The organism is Candidatus Palauibacter sp. (genome assembly GCF_965216145.1).
Taxonomy (GTDB): Bacteria; Gemmatimonadota; Gemmatimonadetes; order Palauibacterales; family Palauibacteraceae; genus Palauibacter.
The window spans coordinates 2,470,847-2,494,919 of the sequence record NZ_OZ244149.1; the positions used below are offsets into that span (position 1 = coordinate 2,470,847).

Consider the following 24,073-nt stretch of genomic DNA (forward strand, 5'->3'; position numbering starts at 1 on the left):
AACATGGAATTCATTACCGGACAGCACCTGCCGCGCAGGACCTTCATTCGGGGTGTCGGGGCGACGATGGCCCTGCCGTTCCTCGACGCGATGGTTCCCGCGGGACGTCTCTGGGGATCGACGAGCGCGAAGAGCCTGACGGAGGGGAAGGGGACCCGGTTCATCGCGATCGAAGAGGTGCATGGTCTCGCCGGCTGCAACCGGGAGCACGGGGCGCCGAAGTTCCTCTTCGCGCCGGAGAAGGCGGGGCGCGAGTTCGAGATCATCGATGAGAGCGCGCTCGTCGAGCTGCGGCCGTACCGCGAGCACCTCACGGTCATCAGCAACACGGACGTCCGCAACGCGGAGGCGTTCACGCCGCCCGAGATCGGCGGGGACCACTTCCGCTCGAGCGCGGTGTTCCTCACGCAGTCCCATCCGAAGCAGACGCAGGGGTCCGATATCTTCTGCGGGACCTCGATGGACCAGATCTACGCGCAGCGCTTCGGCCAGGACACGCCGATGCCGTCGATGCAGTTCTGCATAGAGAACCTCGATCAGGCGGGCGGCTGCACGTACAACTACTCGTGCGCGTACACCGACTCGCTGAGTTGGGCTTCGCCGACGGAGCCGCTGCCCATGATCCGCGATCCGCGGGTCGCCTTCGACCTCCTGTTCGGCGCGGGCGGGAGCGAGGCGGAGCGCGCGTCGCGGCGCGCCACGCGGCGCAGCATCCTCGACTGGATTTCGGGCGAGATCTCCTCGGTGCAGCGGTCCCTCGGCCAGGAGGACTCGCGCCGCATGGACCAGTACCTCACGAACGTGCGCGAGCTGGAGCGGCGCATTCAGATGGTCGAGGGGCGCAACTCGAGCGGTGAGGAGCGCTCACTGCCCGAGGCGCCGGCCGGCGTGCCGGATTCGTTCACCGAACACATGCAGATGCTGTTCGACATCCAGGTGCTCGCGCTCGAGACGGACATGACGCGGGTGATCTCCTTCAAGACGGGGCGCGACGCGCAGAACCGCGTCTTCTCCGACAGCGAGTCCGACCGGCCCTTCCACCCGGCCTCACACCACGGGAACCGGGAGGAGGCGGTGCTGGAGTTCAACAAGATCAACCAGTTCCGCGTGGGTCAGCTGCCGTATCTGATCGACAAGCTGAAGAACACCATGCACGGGGAGTCGAGCCTGCTCGACCAGAGCGTGGTCCTGTGGGGTTCGCCGATGGCGGACGCGAATCTGCACAACCACCGGCGGGCGCCGCTCTTCCTGCTCGGGCACGGCAACGGAATGCTCGATGGCAACCTGCACATCAAGGCGCCCGACGAGACGCCGATGGCGAACGCGATGCTGTCGATCCTGCACGACCTCGGCGTGGACGACATGGATTCGTTCGGCGACAGTACGGGGCCCATGTCGCTCAACCACGCCGACCCGGTCACGACGGACGCGGGGAGTTGACCGTGCGCACGGAGACGCTCCGATCCGGGTTCGCGGTCCTCTGCACGGCGCTCCTCGTGTCGGCGGGGGCGCCGCACGATGCGCCCGCGGGTTCGCCCGCGGGTTTGCCCCCTGAATCGCCCGTCGCCGACGCGGCGATGCGCGGCGATGTCGCCACGGTGCGCGAGTTGCTGCAGCAGGGACTCGACGTCAACGCGGCGCAGGGCGACGGGATGACGGCGTTGCACTGGGCAGCCGACCGCGGCGACGCCGAGCTGGCGGACATGCTCGTCTACGCTGGCGCCGATGTGAGGGCGGTCACGCGAATCGGGCAGTACACGCCGCTCCACCTCGCCGCGAGGCGGGGTTCGCCGGAGATCCTGGGCAGCCTGATCGCGGCGGGGTCCGACGTGATGGCCCTGACCGGGAACAGCGGCTCCACGCCGCTCCACCTGGCCGCGGCGGCCGGGAACCCCGAGGCGGTCGCCGTCCTGCTCGACGCGGGCGCGGACCCGGACGCGCAGGAGGCGGAGTGGGGTCAGACGCCGCTCACCTTCGCCGCCGCCGGCAACCGGGCCGAGGCGATACGGGTGCTGCTGGAGCGGGGCGCGGACCCCGACATCACGTCGCACGTGATCGATCTGCTCGAGCAGGAGAAGCTCGACCGCCTCGCGCGGCAGCGTGAGACGGAGGTCATCGAAGCCTTCACCGGAGAGGGGGACGAGGCGCGCACGCCGACACCCGCCGAGCTGCAGGCCGCCGTCCGCGCGGGACGCGAGATGTACGCAAAGGGCCTGCCCGAGGAAGAGGAGGAGGAGGAAGAGGACGAGAGCGACTTCAGCCGCCTCTTCCTGCCCCCGGTCGAGAAGATCGGCGGCCTGACCCCGCTGTTGCACGCGGTCCGTCAGGGGTACCTGGAATCGACCGTGGCCCTCCTGGACGGCGGTGCGGACATCGATGTGGTCAGCGCGGCGGACGGCACGAGCCCGCTCGTGATGGCCGGGATCAACGGCCAGTTCGACCTCGTGCTGCTCCTCCTCGAGCGGGGCGCGGACCCGAACATCGCCGCCGAACTCAACGGCGTGTCGCCGCTGTGGGCCGTGATCAACGCCCGCTGGCAGCCGCGCACGCGCTTCCCGCAGCCGCAGGAGCGCTCGCTCCAGCGCGCGAACTACCTGGAAGTGGCGCGGGCGCTGCTCGAGGCCGGCGCGGATCCCGACCACCGGATCACCAGGCACCCGTGGTACATGGTCTATACGGGCTGCGGCAACCGGAACTGCGGCCTCGTCGACACGAACGGCGCCACCGCCTTCTGGCGCGCGGCGTACGCGACGGATGTCGACGCGATGAAGCTCCTCGTCGAATACGGCGCGGACCCGAACATCCCGACCAAGGCGCCCCCCCGGCGCCAGCGTCTGTCCCCGGACGAGTTCCTGCGCCAGCAGGCGCTGAACGCGCTCAGGGACTCCTCCTACGCGGAACTGCCCGGACCGGACCGGCTTACGCTGCTCCAGGACATCCGGGAGCAGTTGCCCGAAGAGGAGCAGGGGCAGTTCCCCGATGAGGACCTCGAGAACATCAGCGAAGATGTCCGGACGGCGCTCATCCAGGCGGCCGAGGCGGCGGACCAGGCCCGCGCGAACGCGCCGGACGCGTCGGGACTCCCGGCGGTGCCCCCGGGCGGGCCCGGCGTAATGCCGCTGCACGCCGCCTCCGGCGTCGGTTACGGCGAAGGGTTCGCCGGCAACGCGCACCGCCACACGCCCGATGGCTGGATGCCGGCCGTGAGGTACCTCGTCGAGGAACTGGGGGCCGAGATCGACGCCCGCGATCACGGCGGTTACACCGCGCTCCACAACGCGGCGTCGCGGGGCGACGACGAGATGATCCTCTATCTCGTGGAGATGGGCGGCGACGTCACGGTCGTCAGCCGCCGCGGCCAGACGACCGCCGACATGGCGAACGGTCCGGTGCAGCGCGTCTCGCCGTTCCCGGAGACGGTCGCGCTCCTCGAGAGCCTGGGCTCGCACAACAACGACAACTGCCTCACTTGTTGATACGGTTTGTAGGATAATTGTTCAACAAGTGAGGCAGGGATGACACGCGAGGAACGCCGTAAGCGACGGAAGCGGTACATGGAAGGGGCGAAGTCCCCGAACACGATCAAAGCCTATGCGGCGGCATGGGGGAAGTTCGGGGAATGGTGCGAAGCCGAAGGCATCGAACGGGCGAACGCCACTCCCGAAAACATCGCGGATTTTCTGTGCGAGATGGCCGACGAAGGCCAGCCCAACGGGAAGCCGTTCTCCCGGCGCACGATCTTGCTCCGGCGCTCCGCGCTTGTCTACCACTACGGCGAAGCCGGACGGAAACCGAACCCGGCGAAGGATGGAGTTGCCCCGGTTTCACGGACACCTTTCCATTGGGGGAACCAAGGAGGTGTATCGTGGCGGGAAGAGCGGGGCGGTATCCGCCGGAGTACCGCGAGCGGCTGGTGGAACTCGCGCGTGCCGGTCGTAGCGCGGGGTCGCTGGCGCGGGAGTTCGAGCCCTCGGAGCAGACGATCCGCAACTGGGTCAGACAGGGGGAGCTGGACGAGGGAGAGCGGAGAGACGGTCTGACGACGGAGACGGGGAAGGAGTTGTCGCGCCTGAAGCGGGAGAACAAGCGGCTCCGGATGGAGCGTGACATCCTAAAAAGAGCCGCGGCCCGACCACCGCTGCGCGGCGGTGCCCCGCGAGGGAGAGCGGAGCGATCCCCGGCGGGGGTACGCGTTCATGAAGGCGCACCGGGCCGAGTTTCCGCTGGCGGCGATGTGCCGGGTGCTGGGTCTCTCCCCCAGCGGCTACTACGCCTGGCTCAGGCGTCCTGCCTCGGCGCGGGCGCGGCGGGACGACGAACTTCAAGACAAGATCCAGGCCATCTGGACCGGCAGCGGCGAGACGTACGGTCGTCCGCGGATCCACGCGGCTCTCAGGGCCGAGGGCGAGCGGGTGGGCCAGAAGCGCGTGGGGCGGCTGATGAGGGCGATGGGGATCGAGGGCGCGACCAGGAGGCGCTTCAAGACGGCGACGACGAAGAGGGACACGGAAGCCCGGCCCGCGCCGGACCTGGTGAGGCGGGACTTCTCGGCCTCGGGGCCCGACCGGCTGTGGGTGGCCGACATCACGTACGTGCCCACATGGGCGGGCTGGCTGTATCTGGCCGTCGTGCTCGACGTCTGGAGCCGCCGCGTCGTCGGCTGGGCCATGGCGACGCACATGCGGACCGAGTTGGTCGAGGCCGCGCTGGCGATGGCCCTCGCGCGGTCCATGGGCTCGGTGGGCGACGCCTACGACAACGCCATGTGCGAGAGCTTCTTCGCGACGCTGGAGTGCGAGCTGATCTGGCGGCGCTCGTTCCGCACCGCGGCCGAGGCGCGGCGGGAGGTGTTCGGCTTCATCGAAGGCTTCTACAACACGCGCAGGCTTCACTCCGCCTTCGGCTACGAGTCGCCGGCCAACTACGAGAGGAAGCATGCGGCCTGAGGCGCACCGGAGGCGTACACCCGGAACCTCTCCCGAGCGCCTGAGAGGGACTGAAAGGAGCAACACCGGAGACGATCAACCACAGAAACTAACCGTCCGTGAAAGCGGGACAGCTCCAGTACGAAGTGCCCCACCACTGAACCCCTCGCCTCCTCGTACGGGCGGGGGCTTCTGTTTGCTCCCGCGCCGGTCCCCCCCCTAATATTGGGGGGGGCAACCCCACTCGACCCCACGGAGACACCACCTGCCCCCCGGTGCGGTGCTGAGGGCGCACTACTGAGGGTCCGTGATCCGCCGCGAACGGTTACTCCATGAAACGAATCATCCTCACGGCTGCGCTCGTCTGGGCCGCGTGTGGCGACGATACCACGTCGCCCCAGCCGGACCCGCCGCCGCCTCCGCCGCCTCCGCCGCCAGCGAATCGGGCACCGGTCGTCACGAACAGCATACCCGGCGCGGTGCTACTGCGGGAGGAATCTCTCATGGTGAACTTGAAGGAACATTTCTCCGATCCCGATGGCGATGACCTCACCTTCACGGCGTTTTCACGGTCTGGCCCGACCTTCGCCACGGCGACTATTGCCGAGGATAGCTTGCTCACGGTAACCGGGACATTTACCGGGGTGGGTAACAGCTTCATCGACGTGCGAGCGCTTGACCCCGACGGGCTGGCCGCATCCCAATCGGTATCGGTGCACGTTGACCGTGCGCGTGTGGCGGGGATCACCCCCGCCCCATTTCATATCGCGTTGGTCTATGAGGACTCGGTTTCCGATCAGCACAAGGCGCGGCTCCAAGAGGCGGCGGACTTTTTCGTGGAAGCACTGGCCGGGACGGAGGTGGTGGAATCCGTGGCGAACGTTGACACTGATTTCTGCACCTTCAAGGGGACGATTCGTGGGCTCGTAATCAGCATCACGGTGAGCGATGGCCGGGGATTTGCCTTGAGCGGTCCATGTGTTCGGCGCGTAGAGGACAGAGTGTTGCCGTTGATTGGCCGGATGAACTTCGACCCGGCTGCAATGGAACGCGCACCCGACGCCGACTTTGAGCGGATCGCTCGTCACGAGATGCTCCATGTCCTGGGGATCGGCACCGGCCCAAGATGGTCCGCGATCCTCGCGGGGGATTCGACCGCTTGGTACTTCCCAGGCGAGGCTGCGGTGGAGGCGTTCAACGCGGCTGGCGGCGATCAGTACGATTACCTCAAGGTGCCCCTGCTGGACGCATGGCACTGGCGGGAGGATGTCATGGGCTGCGAGGTAATGTCCAGCGGTTGTGATCGGCGGTTCCGCGAGACGGGTGAGGTATCGCCCACCAGCGCCATTACGCTGGGCGCGCTTCGAGATATCGGGTGGACGGTGGACCTGACCCTCGCGGACGCGTACACGCTCCCCGAGGGCGACAACTAAACCACGTCACGGCGCACCGAATCCCCCGCCAGCCTCGGAAGGGTTGACGGGGGATTTCGTGTTTCTGGACCCGCTCATCATCCTCCGCCGAACCGCCGCCCGGTAACCTCCGAAACGGGCCGGAACGCCTCATGGGTGCCGGGAGGGCGAGAGAACCGAGGCGGGGTTACTTTTCCAAGCAACGGGTACCCAGCAAACGGAGGGAGACGAGTGCGACGTGGACGAGTGCGAGGGGCTCCTCCGAAACGCGGAAAGCTCGGAACGGCAAGGACTTAAGGCACCCGAACAATATAAATGGCAATCGTTGACAGTTATCTTGCGCGATTCACGAGACCCGGACAATGGTGGTACCCCTTATGAGACAACGGCTTACGCGAATCTACGGCCCTCGCATCCATCGATGCGACCCTCTCGAATCTTGACAAGGCAACAACAACTGCCTGACCTGCTGACCGCAGCGAGCCTGCCAACCAGACCAACACCACACCGACACGGAGAACCATGGCCAAGTACATGTTCCGGACGAGCTACACGCGGTCCGGTCTGAAGGGTCTGATCGCCGAGGGAGGCACCGGGCGCCGCGAGGCGCTGCGGCAGACCGTCGAGAGCGTGGGCGGCACCTTGGAAGGCTTCTACTACGCCTTCGGCGAGAACGACCTCTATCTCATCACCGATCTTCCCGACGAGACCGCCGCCCTGTCGCTGTCGCTCAACATCGCCGCGGCCGGAGCCCTCACCGTCAACGTGACGGTGCTGCTCGACGCCGAGACGGTGGACGAGGCCGTCGCCCAGGGCGTCTCCTACCGCCTTCCCGGAGCCTGACGCCCAAATACTCGTGGTTAGGGGTGTTCTTCCGCCCGTGGTCTTCGCGCTGTGGGCCGTGGCGGCGTGCTCCGGTGAAAGGGATGTAGCCACCAACCCGGCCGAAGCGACGGCGCGCCTGGACAGGGTGCCGCTCGCGGTCATCGGCGATGAGACCGATGACCCCCTGCACGGGATCGTCGGGGCGCTCTTTCTGGGCGATACGCTCGTCCTGACGGACCGGACTTCCCTTACGCTTCGCTTCTATTCCCGCACGACGGGCGAACTCCTCCATAGCGTCGGCGGAGAGGGCGAGGGGCCCGGAGAGTTCCAGAGAGTCGGGCGTCCACACAGAGTCGGGGACAGGCTCTACGTCTGGGACCGGGGTCTGCTCCGCCTGAGTGCGTTTGGAACCGATGGGGAGTTTCATGGTTCGACAACGATCGAACCCGTCGAGCCATACAACTTCATGTCGTTCGTCGGCCTCTTCCCCGACGGTTCCAGTCTTTTAGGACTCCACCAATTCAACTTCGATCCGGTGCGCGAACCGACGGTCCGGCGAGCCGTGTACGTACTCATGACATATGACGCGAACGGGGCATTCACGGACAGTCTGGGCTCGTTCGTCACGTCCGACAGCTATGCGGAACCCTTCGGACGCGGAGGGGAGCAGATGACTTCGGCCGTTTTCGGGCGCGACGGCGTGGTGGATGTGCTCGGCGGACGGTACTACGTCATGGACAACGTGAACCACGCCGTCGCCATCTTCGACCAACACGGAGAATCCCTCGGGGTCCTGCTGCCGGATCCTCTTCCCGAACCCGTCCCTGTCACGCAGGCTGACGTCGAGCTCGTGAAGTCGCGGGGTTCGGAGCTCATGCGGAAGGCGCTGGACGAGGGACGGATGCCGGTTCCCGAGCACTTTCCGCCGTACGGCTGGTCGGGTCGCCGTTCCCTGAGTGCACTCCGGACGACGGGCCTCGGTGCCATCTGGGTGCTCGACTACGGTGGGGTTCGTGACTCCACTCCGACATGGACCGTGTACTCCCCCGAAGGCACGCAGGTCATGCGCGTACGTTCGCCGGATGAAGTCAGCGTGCTCGCCGTCGATGGGGACATCGCGGCGGTTCTTGCCTGGAACGAGTTCGACGTGCAGACGATCGAGGTGCGGCGGATTCTCCGCTAGCCTCAAGAGTGACGTTTCCGGACCCGTGAGCGTCTAGCACCTAACGGCTTCCGGAGATCGCCTGTGGACCGAAGACACCGTGCAGTCCTGACGATGAGTGTCGCGAGTCTTGGCCTCGCGCTGCTCGCGCTTCCCCTCGGGGCCCAGGAGGAGATTCGCCGCCTGTCGGGGCTTCTCCTCACCGAAGGCAGCGGTGCGCCCGTCGAAGGCGCGCATGTGCGACTGGTCGATCCGGGCGAAGTCGTTCTGGCCGAAGCGCTCTCGGATGCGCGAGGCTCGTTCAGCCTGCCCATGCCGCCGGCAGGGGTGTATCGCCTCCTGGTGGCGCGCATCGGCTATCGATCGTGGGCCTCCGACACCCTCCACGTCGACTGGGCATCGGAGTCGCGGTCGCTGCGGCTGGACATACCCGTGGAGCCGATTCCGCTCCCGGAACTGTCGGTCTCGGCGGAGAACGTCTGTCCAACCACTCCCGAGCAGCGCGAGCGAGCCTTCGCACTCTACGAATCGGTCCTCCCCATCCTCGCCACGGTGTCGCACACCGCGGACCTCGGCACCCTGCAAATGCGGATGGTACGACCGAGCAAGGTGTACTACCGCGGCGGCACGTACCTATTTTCACGGGACACGACGACGGTCGTCGTATCAAAGTCCTTGTACAACGCGTCGCCGGAGCACCTCGTAGCGCATGGGTACGCCCATGTGGTCGACACGATGACCGCGTTCTATGCCCCGGACGGGGACGCGTTGGCGGCACCGGGTTTTCTGGCCACGCATTGCCTGCGGCCGGTCGAGAGCGAGGATGAGGCGACCGTCGGGCTGGGGTTCGAACCGAAGCCCGGACGGGAAGTCGTCGATGTCGAAGGCGTCCTGTGGATCGACACGATTGCCGGCGGGCCGCGGGAACTGGAGTTCCAGTACACGTCCGTGCGCCCGTTCGTGCGAAAGCACCTGGAGCCGGCGTTGCGGCTCTGGATAGAGTCCCGCCATGGCCGCGTCAACTTCAGCCGAATCCAGATTGGAGATGAGTCCCGCTTCGGCGGCGTCCTTAGCTTCGAGCGTATCACGCCGGATCGATGGCTGATCCGCGAGTGGCGGATTCTCCGCCCCGTTCTCTATCATCGCGGCTATTTTTCGGCTGGTTCCCGCGGCCAGGTCTGGCCTACGACGTATCCGCTCGAGTTCGCCGGGGAGGTTCTCGCCCTCATCCCGCCATAGCCCAATGGAGGGTTCCCATGCCCCTGCGAAGGGCTGTTGCAGTCGCCCTCGGCAGTCTGTGTACTGCCACGTACGCGCTTGGCGCTCAGGAGGTGGGTGTCACATGGATCCCCGACGACGTCGCCTGTCCCGCCTGTACCGTGGAACTGACCGAGCGTGTTCGCCTCGGCGACGGAGAGGGGCCCGGCGCGATCGATTTCCTCGGTGGACACTCGTTTTCGGCCGTCGATTCGCGTGGGCGGATCTATCTGCGCGAGCACTTCTCGACGGAGATCAAGGTATACGAAGCGGACGGCGCCTTCCGCAGGACGATCGGGCGTGAGGGAGAGGGTCCCGGCGAGTTCAGGGGAATCAATGGCATCGTCGTTGGATCGGCGGATTCTCTGTTCGTGCTTGACCGGTTCAGCATGCGGATGAGTGTGTTCAGTCCCGACCACGAGTTGGTCCGATCCGCCCCCCTCAAGATCCGTCCCCAGGGAGTAGACCCGATCGCAGTAGCGTGGAATCCGGGTCATTTCTATATGATTTCGCATATGGAGGGCGTTCCGGGACTCGCCGGGTGGCCGATCCACCAAATTGACGCCCGGGGGCGGAGAGTCCACTCCCTTGGGTCGGAGACGGGAGAGGTTCCGCCATCGGAACCTTATGACGACATCAGCGTCATCTCCGATGGAGGTGATGGAACTCTGTGGGTGGGCCGCTTGGCACACTACTGGATCCAGCGTCGGTCACCCGCTTCTCGGGAACCGATCGAGGAGATCCGGCGTGAACCCGACTGGTTCCCTGAGCCGTCGGAGGCCGAGCTTCGTTCGGGGGCCCATGGCGTCGGCAGGCCGCCACCCCTGATGAGCGACATCCTGGAAGATGACGGGCTGCTCTGGGTCCTCACATGGCTCATCGATCCGAACTGGACGCGGGCGTCTCCGGAGCTCGAAGACGACCCCCTCCGCTACGATTCGATGATCGAGGTGATCGACCTCGAGGCCAAACGGGTGGTCGCGCGAGCGCGCTTCGACGAACTGTACGATCATTATCTTGGACCGGGACTGGTCGGCGGTCCGCATTACATGGGCGGGTATGTGCCCGTGTTCCGCATAATGAACATGAAGATCATCGGACGTTGACGAACCGTTCCGCAGGCCTCGGACTCGCGCTTCTCGCTCTCTCGTTCGCGGCTCAACTCCCGGCCCAAGAGGTCGGCGTGCGCCTGTCGGGACTCCTCCTCACCGAAGGCAGCGGGGCACCCGTCGAAGGCGCGCATATCAGACTCGTCGATCCGGCCGACAGTGTCTTCGCCGAAGCGCTCTCGGACGCGCGAGGCGCGTTCAGCCTGCCCATGCCGCCGGCAGGGGTGTATCGCCTCTTGGTGGGGCGCATCGGCTATCGGTCGTGGGCTTCCGACACTCTCCACGTCGAGTGGACGTCGGAGTGGCGGGCGCTGCGGCTGGACATACCCGTGGAGCCGATTCCGCTCCCGGAACTCTCGGTCTCGGAGGAGAACGTCTGCCCCACGACCGCAGAGGAGCGCGAGCGGGCCTTCGCGCTCTACGAATCCATGCTCCCGATCCTCGCCACGGTCTCCCACACCGAGGATCTCGGTACGCTCCGGATGTGGATCGTCCAGCCCAAAACGATCTGGAAACGCGGTACCTTCCGGCGTGGGTGGGACACCTTGACCGTTGACGTGCCGAAGGCCCTGAGCAACGCGTCGCCGGAGCACCTCGTGGCACGCGGGTATGCCGGCGTCGTCGACACGCTGACCACGTTCTACGCTCCGGACGGGGACGCGCTCGTCGCGCCGGGATTTCTTGCAACCCACTGTCTGCGTCCGGTTGAGAGCGAGGATAAGGGGACGGTCGGGCTGGGGTTCGAACCGAAGCCGGGAAGGGACGTCGTCGATGTCGAGGGCGTCCTGTGGATCGATACGGTCCCTGGCGGGCCGCGGGAACTGGAATTCCGTTACACGTCCTTGCGCCCGTGGGTGCGCGAGCACCTGGTGCCCTGGTTGCGGTTGTGGTTTCAGGGTCGCTATCCCGACGCTTCACGCATGAGTTTCAGCCGCGTGCAGATAAACGAGTCCCACTTCGGCGGCGTGCTTCGCTTCGCGAAGATCCCCGACATGGACGATCGGTGGTTGATCAGCGAGTGGTCGATCGACCGGCCTGTCCTCGGCTTTCGGGCCGGAACAGCGTATCGAGAAGGGGTGTCGGTCTGGCCCCGGGCCTATCCGATCACGCTCAGCGGGGAGGTTCTCGCGATCATCCCGCCGTAGGGAGGGTCTCCGGGGGACACGCCGGCCGCGTTGCGCGCGGCGGTTGGCGCGGGGCAAGTTGGGGGCTCCGTTTACCGATCCTCCGAGCCTGCGAGCTGCCATGCGTATCGGCCCCGCTCCCGTCCTCCTTTTCTCTTTCCTGTCCGCCGGACTCGCGGTCGCCTGCGAGCCCGGTGACGGCGCGCCCGGCGTCGCGGGCGAACCCGGTCCGCTGGAGTCGTCTTCGGCCCGGCCCGTGACGCCCGTCCTCGCCGAGGAGCCGCCGCCCGAGTTCGGCGGGTATCCCGGCGTGCGGCACGGCGGCAACTACATGCACAACTACTACCTGCCGCCGGCGCCCGGCACGACGCCGTGGTTCCCGACCTGGTCGCCCGACGGCGCCTCCATCGCGATAGGGATGGCCGGTTCCGTCTGGGAAGTGGATGTGGAGACGGGCGACGCCACCGAACTCACGCGCGGGGGCACGTACCATTCATCCCCCTCCTATTCTCCCGATGGCCGCTGGATTGCATACACGGCGGACCACGGCGGCGAACGGATCCAGCTCGAGATGCTCGACACCGAGAGCGGCGAGACGCGGGCGCTGACGGACGACGATTTCGTGTACGCGGACCCCGTGTTCTCCCCGGACGGTAGCCGCATCGCGTACGTGTCGAGCGCGCCCAACGGCTTCTTCAACGTCTACATCCGGGCGGTCGCGGACGGCGACTGGGCGGGCCCCGAGATCGCGGTCACCAGCGACAACGACTACGGCAACAACCGGCTCTACTTCGGGCCCATGGACATGCACCTGTCGCCCGCGTGGATGCCGGACGGCGAGGCACTCCTCCTCGTCTCGAACCGCGACGTCCCGCTCGGCTCGGGGAACGTGATCCGGGTGCCGGCGCGCGCGGACGGGATCCGGGAGGCGACGACGGTGCTGCGGGAGCAGACCCTCTACCGCACCCGGCCGGACGTCTCCATGGACGGACACCGCTTCGTGTACTCGTCGACGGCGGGGGCCGCGGACCAGTTCAACAACCTCTACGTGCAGCCGACCGAGGGCGGGGAGCCGTACAAGCTCACCTTCTTCGAGCACGACGCGTTCCACCCGCGCTGGTCGCCCGACGGCGAGGCGATCGCCTACATCACGAACGAGGACGGCCTCCCGCAACTCGAGTTGATCGAGACGTACGGCGGGCGGCGGCGGCGGATCGAGATCGGCGAGCGCGAGTACGCGGGGCCGACGGGCACGCTCTCCGTGACGGTACGCACCGACGCGAGCGGACGGGGTCCGGTGCCGGCCCGCGTGACGCTGCTCGGCGGGGACGGGAAGTACCACGCGCCCGCCGACGAGTACGCGCGCATCGGCCAGCGCGGGGGCTATCCGGCCTTCCACACCGATGGAACGTTCACGGTCGCGCTCCCGCCGGGCGAAGCGGACCTCACGGTCGTGAAGGGCTTCGAGATCGAGCCCCAGCGCATGAAGGTGGCGATCGAGGCGGGCGAAACGGTGGATCTGGCCATCACGCTGCACCGGTTCGCGGATCTCTCGGCGGACGGCTGGCACAACGGCTCGACGCACGTCCACATGAACTACGCGGGGAACCTCCACAACACGCTCGAGAACCTCATGTTCATGTCCGAGGCGGAGGACCAGGACATCGTGAACGAGCAAGTGGCGAACAAGGACAACCGGATCCTGGATCACCAGTTCTTCGTGCCCGGAGGCGGGGCGCACCCCGTGTCGACGGAGGATCTCGTCGTCGTGGTGGGGCAGGAGTACCGGCCGCCGTTCTACGGCCACGTGTTCATGCTCGGGCTGCGCGACCACCTCATCTCGCCGTTCACGACGGGGTACGAGGGGACGGCGATCGAGAGCCTCTATCCGTCGAACACCGACATGATGCGGAAGGCCAAGGCTCAGGGCGCGACGACCGGGTACGTCCACCCCTACTTCGGGGACATGGACCCGCTCGCGGTCGGCCTCATGGGCGGGAAGGGGTTCATGGTCGACGCCGTGCTGGGGACGAGCGACGCGCTCGAGTGGTCCTCGGCGGAGCGGGCCGGATTCTTCCCGATCTACGCGCTGTGGAGCAACGACGTGCGCGTGTGCGCGACGGGGGGCGAGGATTCGATCAGCAACCTGCAGGCGACGCCGCTTCTGGGCGCGATGCGGACGTACGTACGGACGCCGGACGGACGCCGGACGGCCGAGGGCTGGTACGAGGGACTGCGGGGCGCGGCCGCGTTCGTGACCAACGGGCCGCTCGTCGAACTCACCGTGGAGGGCGCGATCCCGGGTTCGGTGGTGGATCTCGGCGCGGACGCGACGAGCGTGGGGGTCGAGGCGAGCGTGCGGTCGGTCGTGCCGCTCACGCGGGCGTGGCTGGTGCGCGACGGCGAGGATGCCCTCGACCTCGAACTTTCGGACGACCGCAAGTCGGCCTCGTTCTCGGGGGAGGTGGAGATCGACGGGAGCGGCTGGATGCACCTGCGGGCCGAGGGCGAGCCGGCGGAACGGTTCCCGCTCGACGCGGCCTACCCGCAGGGGTTCACGAATCCGGTCTGGTTCACCGTCGGCGGGGTGGCGATCCGTGACGCGGCGGGCGCGCAGTACGGGCTCGACTGGATCGACGAACTCGAGCGTCAGGCGAGGCAGTGGCCGGGCTGGCGCTCCCAGTCCGAGCAGGACCATGTGTACGGCCAGTTCGAGGAAGCGCGCGAGGTGTACCGGCGGCTGCTGTCCGAAGCCTCCGAAGCCGGTGGCGACTGAGCGGAGCGGGGCAGGGCAGCCCGTGAGGAGCCCGGACCGGACCGAACTCACGCCGCTCGACTTCCTGCGGCGGAGCGCGTTCGTGTACCCCGACAAGACCGCGGTCGTGCACGGCGACCGGAGCTACTCCTACCGGGAGTTCGAGCTTCGCGTGCGGCGGCTGGCGGCGGGGCTGCTCGGCGCCGGGCTCGAGCCGGGCGACCGGGTCGCGTTCCTGTCGCCGAACACGCCGCCGCTGCTCGAGGCGCATTACGGGGTGCCGGCCGCGGGCGGCGTGCTGGTCGCCATCAACACGCGGCTCGCCGCGGCCGAGATCGCCTACATCCTGGAGCATAGCGGCGCGCGATACCTGTTCGTGGACCGGGCGCTCGCGGGACTCATCGACGAGGACGCGCTCGCGGGCGACGGCGTGTCGCCGGTGCGGATCGACGATACCGGCGCCCCGGAAGACCCCTACGAGGCGTTTCTCGGCTCGGCTGCCGGCTCGGCGGAGCCGCCCCCGCTCGCGGCCGGCCCGGCGGACGAGGAAGACCATATCTCGATGAACTACACCTCGGGGACGACGGGCCGCCCCAAGGGCGTCGTGTATACGCATCGCGGCGCGTATCTGAACGCGCTCGGCGAGTTGATCGAGATGGAGATGACGCCCGGCGCCGTCTATCTGTGGACGCTCCCGATGTTCCACTGCAACGGCTGGTGCTTCACCTGGGCGGTGACCGCCGTGGCGGGCACGCACGTTTGTCTGAGGGAGGTCGACCCCGACCGCGTCTGGGAGCTGATCGAGTCGGAGGGTGTCACGCACTACAACGGGGCGCCGACCGTCCAGATCATGCTCGTCAACCACCCTGGCGCCCGGCGGCTGGAGCACCCCGTCCGAACGATGATCGCCGGGGCGCCCCCCTCTCCGACGCTGCTCGAGCAGCTGCGAGCACTCAACTTCCAGCCGATCCACGCCTACGGTCTGACCGAGACCTACGGGCCCACGGCCACCTGTGCCTGGCACGCGGAATGGGACGACCGTCCGGCCGAGGAACAGGCACAGCTCCTCGCACGACAGGGGCAGGGGTTCGTCACATCCGATCTGATGCGGGTGGTCGACCAAGAGGGCCGGGATGTGCCGAAGGACGCCGCCACCATGGGCGAGGTCGTGATGCGCGGGAACATCGTCATGAAGGGCTACTTCGCGCAGCCCGAGGCCACCGCCGAGGCGTTCCGCGGGGGCTGGTTCCACTCCGGCGACCTCGCCGTGTGGCACCCCGACGGCTACGTCGAACTCCGGGACCGGGCCAAGGACATCATCATCTCCGGCGGCGAGAACATCTCGACCATCGAAGTCGAGCAGACCGTCGCCCGCCACCCGGCCGTGCTGGAATGCGCCGTCATCGCCATCCCGCACGACGAATGGGGTGAACGGCCCAAGGCGTTCGTCACGCTGAAACCGGGAGCCGACGCCACGGAGCGGGAGGTCATCGACTTCTGCCGTGAGCGGATCGCCCACTTCAAGTGCCCCGACGCGATCGAGTTCGGCGTCCTGCCCAAGACCTCCACCGGCAAGGTCCAGAAGTACGTCCTCCGCGACCGCGAGTGGGCCGGCCGCGACAAACGCATCAACTGACGCGCGGCTGGCTCCAGCGGCACAGGTACCTGACCCCGGCCCGCGCCCGCGAGAAGCTTCACCCCCCGGGCGGGGCCTGATGGTCAAGGCTGACCTCGGCGAGGCCTACGGAGGTTGAGCCCTGCCAGCCATCACTACGGAGATCTCGTCAGCTAGCTCCGACCGCGTGATATTCGCGACCGCAGTCTGCTTCGACAGGTCCGCGAGCGCTACGACCATGTTCCCGTCATCGTCCATCCAATAGCCACCGAACTCCAGTACGGAAGCGCTGATCTCGTAGAACCGCTTATCCGGTCCTGTCAACGTTCCGCCATCGGTGAACGTGACAGGTTCTGTGTCGAACGATTCCGCCAGAAACGGCACTTCGGTCTCGGGTTCCCATTCGGGACCGGCGAGGTTGGTGTCATTGCTACACGCTTCCTCGATCAGCACGACACCGAGTAAGACCAGAACAGCAACCAACAGCATCAGGCCTTCCATCCCATGCAGCGGTCGAAGCCGCTTTCCCGCAACGTCTCGCTGCAATCCCATCGTACCACTCCCGCGTCGAAGTGAACATCGATACAACCTCGAACGAACTCCATATGCACCGGTCTTGCGAGCCCCGGGGCCGTTCAAGACCCTTCGGCGGTCCGGACCGGCACTCCAATAATCGGCAGAGCATGCCAGTCCTCCATAGAGGGAAAACCCTGCAATTCGTGAGGGGAATCCACCCCCAAGCCATGCCGGAGACACCACTACCGGCGGACCCCGGCCTCGAGAGCGAAGCGCACGATGTCGCGCCGAGTGTGCAAGCCCAGCTTCGCCTTGGCGCGGGCGAGATAGCCCTCCACGGTCTTGGGACTGAGAAACATCTCCTTGCCCGTCTCCTTGGCCGAAAAGCCGCTCGCGTACAGCTCGATCGCAGTAAGCTCGCGCGACGAGAGCACTTCGGATCCGGATTTGTGGCTCGAGGCGCCTTGCGCCTTCCGCCGCGCGAGCAGGGCAGCCGCGTGCCGGGGCAGGTAGGAGTGCCCGCGTGCGATGGCTTCCACGGCTCCGATGAGATCGGTGTCGGCGGCGGATTTGTTCAGAAAACCTGCCGCGCCGGCGTTGAGGGCGGGTACAAGGTACTCATCCTCGTCGTGGATCGTCACAACCAGGACCTTCGCTCCGAATCCAGGTTCGGTGATGCGCCGGGTCGCATGGACTCCGTCCATCCCGGGCGGGAACCAGCCGTTCCACGCCCGAGTCCTCCATCTCTTCGCGGCTCCATCCGAACATCGCGATGGCCTGCGGGTTGAGGTCCCGGATCACGCCGTTCGCATCCACGATGAGCATCGCGTCCGGCGATGCCTCAAAAACGGCTCTGTAGTCCCTATCCGTAAGCACGACAATCCGGTTCCAATGCAGTTTCGTCAGCAGGTAACCCGGGAGAGCAGTAGGCTTCGGTTCCCGGAGGGGCAAGGTGCCTTCCCACACGACCGGGGCTGCCAAAGTCCTACCCACTAGTCAAATGTCGCTAAAGTGTTATCTGACGCAGTGAAAGTGTCGTGAACTGAGATATGCATTCCGACGACTTGTCAAATTTTGCACCGTCGGAAATAGGGGCTGCAAAGCGGCAGCGCCCCCCCCCATATAGGGGGAAATAAGTAGAAACAACTTAACGGGTCCAGTCTGTATGTGCCCACGATTGGTCTGTCCGATCCGGCGACCCGTGTTCGTTTCTTTCCGGGGTTCGAATCATTCGACAGGGGTCACTTCAAGGCATGCCCATCGCCATTCGTGCAAGGCGGACAGCGTCGGCCTGGGCACGGCCGACCTGGAATCGTCCACCCCAGGGGGACGTTTTCGGATGCGGGGCCTGAGTGCGGTCGTCGCGCCGAGGGGCACCGCCCGATTCCCGAAGCCGACAGTCTGTCAATGGCCATCGAAAATATGACACTTCTGGCCGTGGAAAATGGGACACTTTTCGGAACGCGCCGCGGAGGGACCGGAGCGGAGCGTTCCGAGAGGATCTGGTCGGCGCGCATCACCGGGTTGTTCTCCGTGTCCGGAGCTCTGCCGAGCAAGCCCGGACCGGCGGTAGGTCGGATGGGCCTTGGAGAGCTCAGTGAGTCGTTGTCGATATCGTTAGGGGCGCCGAAGCCGGAGGCGCTCCCTGACGCGCACAAGGAGCCTGCGCGTCAGGGAAAGCCCCCAAAAGCCGACCGGAGGGCTACCGCGAGATCGCGATGCCGTACTGCGTCGGATCCCTGAGCCCGTAGTCGTCGCCCGCCACCTGCACCAGCTCGACCCGGTAGTGGCCAAGTTGGCGCCTGTCCGGCACCCACACCTGTAGTACCGGTCCCGTGGAAAGGGATCCGGTCATGATCGCCTCCCTTCGGTTGGAGGATGCTTCGTCCGCCTGGATGAGTTCGAACCCTGGAGCGCTGAGGGAATCGATGCCGGGACCCTCGACGACCAGCAGGACTCCGATGTCACGGGCCTGAGGCGGGACCGCGAGCCGCACATGCAGCGGGCCGGGATCCGGCTGGACCGGCTGGATGAGATCCTCCCCGATGCCGCAGCCCCAGGCGCTGACGACAAGACCCGGAACCAGTGCCCGTATCCAACCGGTCGCGCGGCGGACGGCCGGGCCACGCCTGCCGGGCCCGCGTCCGGCCGCACCCGAGCGCTGCTGCGGAACGCGTTCGACACTCCCGCCCATGTTTCGGCCGGAGCGCCGCCCGGCACGGGCGCCTCGCCTCCTCCGGGGCGGGGTTCGGCGATCCCGTTTCGTTGGCGGCATTGCCGGAGACGCCGGCAGAGATCCGGCGTCGGTGGCCGAGCCGGGTCCGCCACAGCGCACTTCGTCCCGCCGGCAGCGCGCCCTCCAGGAGAGCAGATCGCCCAGGTCAAGGACTCCGTTCCGGTTGCCCAGGTAGTCGAACGCGGCGCGCTGGTCCGCGCTCAACTCCGCCTCGCCAAAGAGCACCCGGGCCACCGCCTCCACGCTCAGCCCGGCGACCATGTCCGCCGCCTCGGACTCTCCTCCGAAGGCCCGCTCCCCCGACGCCGAGTTGATAAACCCGGTCGCGGTCGCGTCGGACAGGTAGGCCCTGACGGGGTTGTACAGGCGTAGCGTCATCTTCTCGGTGCTTTCGTCAATTTCGTCGTATATCACTTCCACACACAGGCGCTTTCTGTTCTGGCCCTTCCGGAACTCCAGCGTGCCCGAGACCGCCACGTAGTCCTGCCCCGCGACCGCCGTGCCGTCAGCCGTCGCATAGTCCACGCTGACGACGTCATCGACCTTCCGGTCAAGCGTCACCTCGAAAACCAGGCACACCCGCTTGTTCGGCCACTCCCCCGCACTCGCATCCGCCACCGACAGGCCCGGCGGGCCATCGTTGTCAATGACCGGGATGATCGTGGAGCGGCCGCCATACGAGCCCACCCTCACGCCGGCGGGCATCGCCCCGAAGGACACCCGGATACTCTCCCCGGGATCCACGTCGAAGTCGTCCACGGGCGATATGGTCACGCCCGCCCCCGTCTCGTTCTTGTCAAAGGTCACGGCCGACGGCAGGTCGGTGAAATCGGCCGCCGTCGCGCCACCCAGGTATTCATACTTCAACGGAATCGTCAATATCCGGCCCGTCTTCCTGTCCAGTTTGAAGCTCAGGAAGTAGCCCCCGCCCTCTTTGACGCCATCTCGCACCGTCCCGGCGCGGGCGCCGAAATTCACCGTCCATGTGTTCGTGCCGCTGTCGTTGTCGGTCAGGTTCACCACCGCCACGGACGGGCTGCCCGCCGCTATCCCCGAGGGCAGCGAGCCGAAGCCGATCGCCACGCTCTCCAGATCGTCGTCGACCGCGTCGTCGGTCGCGGTGAGCGTAAAGCTCTTCTCCGTCTCGGACGCCCCGAAGGTCACGCTCGACGGCATGGCATAGTCTGCCGAGGTGGCGCCGCCGCGGCCCGTTGCCGTCAGCTCAATCGTCGCCGAGCGGCCCGGCGCCGCGTCCAGCAGCACCCGCACCGTCGCCGGCGCGCCGCCCTCCTCCGCCGTGTAGTTCGCGGATTCGAAGGACACCGTCACCGCGGTCTCGCCGTCGTCGTCGTCGATATGCAGCGTGGCGACGCGCGCGCCGTAGCGGCCCACCTCCAGGTCGTCCGGAAACAGACGGCGGAAGTGCAGGAGCACACTCTCGCCGTCGTCGTCTTCGCTGTCGTCGGTCGCCCGCACCGTGAACGACGCCCGGGTCTGCCCCCGCTGGAAGGTCACGCTCTCCGGCACGCCCGAGTAATCGTCCGCCGATGCGCCGCCCTCATGCTGCGGATCGAACAGCGGCACCGTCAGCGCCTCGTTCAGTTCGGGCTTCCAGGGAGCGTTCAGGTGCAGGGTTATCCGCGCCGTGCCCCCCTCGGCGACCGTGTAGTCGGATTCGCCGAACCAGACATACCAGGTCGTCACGCCCGCGTCCTGCACCAGCGCCACCCTCGCCGTCGACGGGCTGCCGAGCAACACGCCCGACGGCAGGTCGCCAAAGCCCAGTTGCACGCTCTCGCCGTCATCGTCGACCGAATCGTCGGTGGCCGTGACGGTGAACGTCTGCTCCGTCTCGCCAGCGGCAAAGGTCACGCTCCCCGGCACGCCGTCGTAGTCCGCGCTGGTCGCGCCGCCCTGCGGGTCCGTCGTCACCGGTATGGTCACGGCGCTCGATGCCGGCGGGTCCAACTGCACCGTCACCGCCGCGCTTTGAACTCCCTCGATCGCGGTGTAGGCCGAGGCCCCGAAGCTTACCGTCGGAGCGTCCGTGCGACCGGCGCCGTATCCGGACCAGACCGACCCCTCGTGGTTGACCGCCTGTACCCCAACCTGGTACGGCGTGTCCGCTGTCAGGCCCGTGATCTGCGCCGCAGTGCCTGTCACGTTCTGCGGGCCGTCCGTCCATGTCTCTACCGAATCCTCCCGATAGCGCAGGTTGTAGTGCGTGATCGGCGGACGCCCCACGTTGGACGGCGCCGTCCAGCTCACGTCCAGGCTCGTGATGCTACCCGCAGTCGCCGACACCGTCGGCGCCCCCGGCTGCGTCGGTCTTTCGGCCAGGTCCACGATGTTGATGATGACCAGGATCGAGACACTTCCACCTTGTTGGCTGACGGCATTCACGGTCACCACATAGCTCGGCTTCTCCTCGTAGTCGTAGCGCTCGCCCACCCTGGTGCTAAGCTGGCCACTCGATGACGAGATCATGAATTTGTCCGCGTCCTCGCCTTCCAGCCTGTAGGTGACAGGTCCTTCCACGCCGGACGCCCGCACGGGGTCGCCGATGTCTTCTGCCTCCTGCACCGTCAGATAGGTAAACGTTTCGACGAGGCTCCGGATGGTGCTATCCCCAATGGATCCGCTCGACGGATACGCCTCACTGGTCACGGCTTCAGGATGAGCTCTATCGTCGGTGAAACCGACCCTGATCTTCACCTGCTTGCCTACATCGTCCGCGACTGGCGTATAGCTGGCTCCCGTCGCCCCGGTGATGTCGGTCTCGGTCGTGCCGTCCACCTGGACCCACTGGTAAGTGTAACTGGGGTTCGTCAGGCCATCGGGATCGGAGATGTCGCTGATGTCCGCGGTGAGCATCAGCCCCTTCCTTGCCGTACCCGAAATCGTGACCGCGCCCTCTGCCGGGAAGCTTCCCAACACGAGACTGATCCTGACTTCCTGGCCTTCCAACCAGAGCAGGTCGGGGGGCAACTCGCCGGGGTTATAATCCCATTTATTGGCAAGGCTGCCGTCATTCGATTCCGCGTCCGTCGTAAGCGTGAGGTCGCCAACGGTGATCACCGTGCCGAGCGGCACACGCGGGAAGGACTCGAAGAAAAATCGCTCACGCGTGGATTGGATAACGACGTACAACTTAAAGACTTCGATTTCTTTGCCGCCGTATTCGATCATGTTGTCGTCGAGCGAGCCGGACTTGTCAAACTCATACCCGAACCCAGTGCCGTCGTCTGCCACCGTCATCGTCGCGCACCAGTCGTTGACCGCGGGACAGGGGCCCGGCAACACCACCACTGTCACTGTCCCGTTTCGGGGATACGCGTCGCTCGTGAGCGGGCCCTCGGCGTGGCCCCGTAAGTCGGTGAAGCTCACCTTCACCTTGATCTGCTTGCCCAGATCGGACGCGGTCAGCGTGTAGGTTTCGGAGGTCGCCCCGGGGATGTCTGTGTCGGTGGAGCCGTCCACCCGCACCCACTGGTAGGTGAACGTGGGGGTCGTCGGCAGCCCATCCGGGTCCTCGATGTAGTCCGTCGCCACCGTCAGCGTCTTGCCCACCTGCCCCCCACCGGAAATCGTCGGCTGGCCGGTGGCGGGAGCGTCGGTCACAACGAGCGACACGGCGACGTCGGTCCCGGCAGTCCAACCCAGGGTGGTGCTATTCCACTTCCATTGAGTCTTGGCGCCGTTGATCTGGTTGGCCTCCTTAAGGACGAATTCCTCGCTGTCAATCACCAGTGTCAGACCCTGTGTGGCGGCTGTGGCACCCGTATCGAGCCTGAATGTCAAGACTCCGTTCCTGGTAAAAAATTTAGTGACCGCGTAGCTCGTACCGTCATCGGTGAAATCGTCGCTCAACGTGTTCGAGTTGCTGCATTTTCTATTCCCCGACGAGGAGTTGTCACAGCCCAACGGTACGGGGGTCCCTGAGAATGTGGCCCTCGGCGTCAGCGTGGCCGTCCAGATTGTGGTCTGGGCTTGCGCGGGGAGGGCCGCGGCAAAAAGCGCGGCGAAGGTCACGAGGACCGCAGCCGCTGCGTGGCAGGCGACAGAACCTGCGCGTGACGCCGCCGACGGGCGGGACGCGCGACGGTTGGACGCGGAAGAGGATCCAGCCGGAGAGGGCGGAGAGGATTCAGGCGGCCGGCGGGGGCCGGATCGGTGCAGCCGACCCATGGCGCGCCGTGCATCCGTCCACTGCCCGGCCATCTTCATCGTGCCGGTCCCGGTGCCCGCGGCGAAAACCGCCCGCCCGGCTCTCCCGGTCAACAGCCCCATCCACCCGGCCCTCACCGCTGATGTGCGCGGCACGGCCGCGTCTCCGGTTCCTGAATCCATTCAATGACTCCTCGCTTCGGCTGGGGGACGACGGTTCGGGCATGTTCCAGAACCGACGGTCCCCGTCCATCGGCCACCCGACGAGCGCGCAAAAGTGCCGAAAAACAAATCGACGAAGCTTCAAAGCAAGCGAGGACCCTATCAACATTCGGCGTGGGGCGCGCTCCCCAATATTGGGGGGATTGGATGGTTTTTCTTGGCAGGATTCGGGCTATTGCGGCAAGGCGGGCGAGGTCAGCGCCGACCCGCGGCGGCTTCCGCCTTCAGTGCCGGGGCTCCGGAGCGCCGCCCAGCGCAAGCACAAGCCGCACCAGGTCCGCCTGACGCGACTGGTTATGCTTCCCCGTGAGCCCGAGCGCCTCCGCCGCCACGGCCGGATCGATGCGGGTCCGGCTCGCCGGGTCGGCGACCAGCACCAGCGCCGCGACCGGCCACACCCGCAAGTCCGTCTCCGGCCGGCCCACCGGGTTGACGTGCAGCGCCAGCGGCGGACGGGGGAAAGGGCGGCTGATCATCGTCGAGCCGGCGGCGCCCTGCACCCCGAACGGCGGCAGCACTCGCGCCAACACCGCCTGGAGTTCGGCGTCGTCCTCCGCCGAGCGGGCGCGGAGGAACCCGCCCTTGTCGAACAGACCCCCTCGCCGGTCCGGATCACATTCCGGGCGCGGTGGTTCGCCGCCACGATCCGCCCGTGCACGCACTGGCGGATATGGGGCAGGAGACGCTGGATCAAGTTGACCTGGGCGGACGACCAGCCGTTCCCGTCGACCGGGTCGTTGACGACCCA

Annotated in this window: 15 protein-coding genes and 2 pseudogenes; 12 read left to right on the forward strand and 5 right to left on the reverse strand. The window is 66.7% G+C overall.

Annotated elements, in window-relative coordinates; genetic code table 11:
• The first annotated feature begins 3 nt into the window (after positions 1-3).
• From ACOOHF_RS10455 to ACOOHF_RS10510, 12 genes and pseudogenes are all read left to right on the forward strand, one after another.
• A complete protein-coding gene (locus ACOOHF_RS10455; protein WP_420461632.1) occupies positions 4-1,440 on the forward strand; it encodes a DUF1552 domain-containing protein in 1,437 nt (478 codons plus the stop codon).
• 2 nt (positions 1,441-1,442) lie between these two features.
• Positions 1,443-3,476 carry an ankyrin repeat domain-containing protein gene (locus ACOOHF_RS10460; protein ID WP_420461633.1) on the forward strand — a complete coding sequence of 678 codons (2,034 nt, stop codon included), beginning with the start codon at positions 1,443-1,445 and terminating at the stop codon, positions 3,474-3,476.
• A gap of 78 nt (positions 3,477-3,554) precedes the next feature.
• Positions 3,555-3,764, forward strand: a pseudogene (locus ACOOHF_RS10465) (site-specific integrase); the annotation flags it as partial.
• 101 nt (positions 3,765-3,865) lie between these two features.
• A pseudogene (locus tag ACOOHF_RS10470) lies at positions 3,866-4,946 on the forward strand (IS3 family transposase).
• A 311-nt stretch (positions 4,947-5,257) separates the two neighbouring features.
• Complete coding sequence (locus ACOOHF_RS10475) at positions 5,258-6,358, forward strand: Ig-like domain-containing protein (protein WP_420461634.1); 1,101 nt, start codon at positions 5,258-5,260, stop codon at positions 6,356-6,358.
• Between the two features lie 501 nt (positions 6,359-6,859).
• Complete coding sequence (locus ACOOHF_RS10480) at positions 6,860-7,180, forward strand: GYD domain-containing protein (RefSeq protein ID WP_420461635.1); 321 nt, start codon at positions 6,860-6,862, stop codon at positions 7,178-7,180.
• A 37-nt stretch (positions 7,181-7,217) separates the two neighbouring features.
• Positions 7,218-8,345, forward strand: coding sequence for a hypothetical protein (locus ACOOHF_RS10485; protein ID WP_420461636.1), 1,128 nt, complete (start codon positions 7,218-7,220; stop codon positions 8,343-8,345).
• A 63-nt stretch (positions 8,346-8,408) separates the two neighbouring features.
• Positions 8,409-9,563 (forward strand): carboxypeptidase-like regulatory domain-containing protein, encoded by a 1,155-nt coding sequence (locus ACOOHF_RS10490; protein ID WP_420461637.1) that lies wholly within the window; start codon positions 8,409-8,411, stop codon positions 9,561-9,563.
• A gap of 17 nt (positions 9,564-9,580) precedes the next feature.
• Entirely contained in the window at positions 9,581-10,687 is a 1,107-nt protein-coding gene (locus tag ACOOHF_RS10495; RefSeq protein WP_420461638.1) for a 6-bladed beta-propeller, read from the forward strand.
• Complete coding sequence (locus ACOOHF_RS10500; RefSeq protein ID WP_420461639.1) at positions 10,684-11,835, forward strand: carboxypeptidase-like regulatory domain-containing protein; 1,152 nt, start codon at positions 10,684-10,686, stop codon at positions 11,833-11,835. The genes ACOOHF_RS10495 and ACOOHF_RS10500 overlap by 4 nt, the downstream gene beginning before the upstream one ends.
• A 100-nt stretch (positions 11,836-11,935) precedes the next feature.
• Positions 11,936-14,590, forward strand: a complete 2,655-nt coding sequence (locus ACOOHF_RS10505; RefSeq protein ID WP_420461640.1) for a CehA/McbA family metallohydrolase — start codon at positions 11,936-11,938, stop codon at positions 14,588-14,590.
• A gap of 22 nt (positions 14,591-14,612) precedes the next feature.
• Positions 14,613-16,205 (forward strand): acyl--CoA ligase family protein, encoded by a 1,593-nt coding sequence (locus ACOOHF_RS10510; RefSeq protein WP_420461641.1) that lies wholly within the window; start codon positions 14,613-14,615, stop codon positions 16,203-16,205.
• A 105-nt stretch (positions 16,206-16,310) separates the two neighbouring features.
• Here ACOOHF_RS10510 and ACOOHF_RS10515 read toward each other — a convergent pair whose 3' ends face one another.
• From ACOOHF_RS10515 to ACOOHF_RS10535, 5 genes are all read right to left on the reverse strand, one after another.
• Positions 16,311-16,736, reverse strand: a complete 426-nt coding sequence (locus ACOOHF_RS10515; protein WP_420461642.1) for a hypothetical protein — start codon at positions 16,734-16,736, stop codon at positions 16,311-16,313.
• Positions 16,737-16,942: 206 nt separating this feature from the next.
• The gene (locus tag ACOOHF_RS10520; protein ID WP_420461643.1) at positions 16,943-17,404 is read right to left on the reverse strand and encodes a LuxR C-terminal-related transcriptional regulator; all 462 of its coding nucleotides are present in this window, start codon (positions 17,402-17,404) and stop codon (positions 16,943-16,945) included.
• Complete coding sequence (locus ACOOHF_RS10525; protein ID WP_420461644.1) at positions 17,319-17,693, reverse strand: PAS domain S-box protein; 375 nt, start codon at positions 17,691-17,693, stop codon at positions 17,319-17,321. The genes ACOOHF_RS10520 and ACOOHF_RS10525 overlap by 86 nt, the downstream gene beginning before the upstream one ends.
• A 709-nt stretch (positions 17,694-18,402) precedes the next feature.
• Entirely contained in the window at positions 18,403-22,806 is a 4,404-nt protein-coding gene (locus ACOOHF_RS10530) for a Calx-beta domain-containing protein (protein WP_420461645.1), read from the reverse strand.
• A gap of 743 nt (positions 22,807-23,549) precedes the next feature.
• On the reverse strand, positions 23,550-23,987 hold the full coding sequence (locus tag ACOOHF_RS10535) for a hypothetical protein (RefSeq protein WP_420461646.1): 438 nt from the start codon (positions 23,985-23,987) through the stop codon (positions 23,550-23,552).
• Positions 23,988-24,073: the final 86 nt, after the last annotated feature.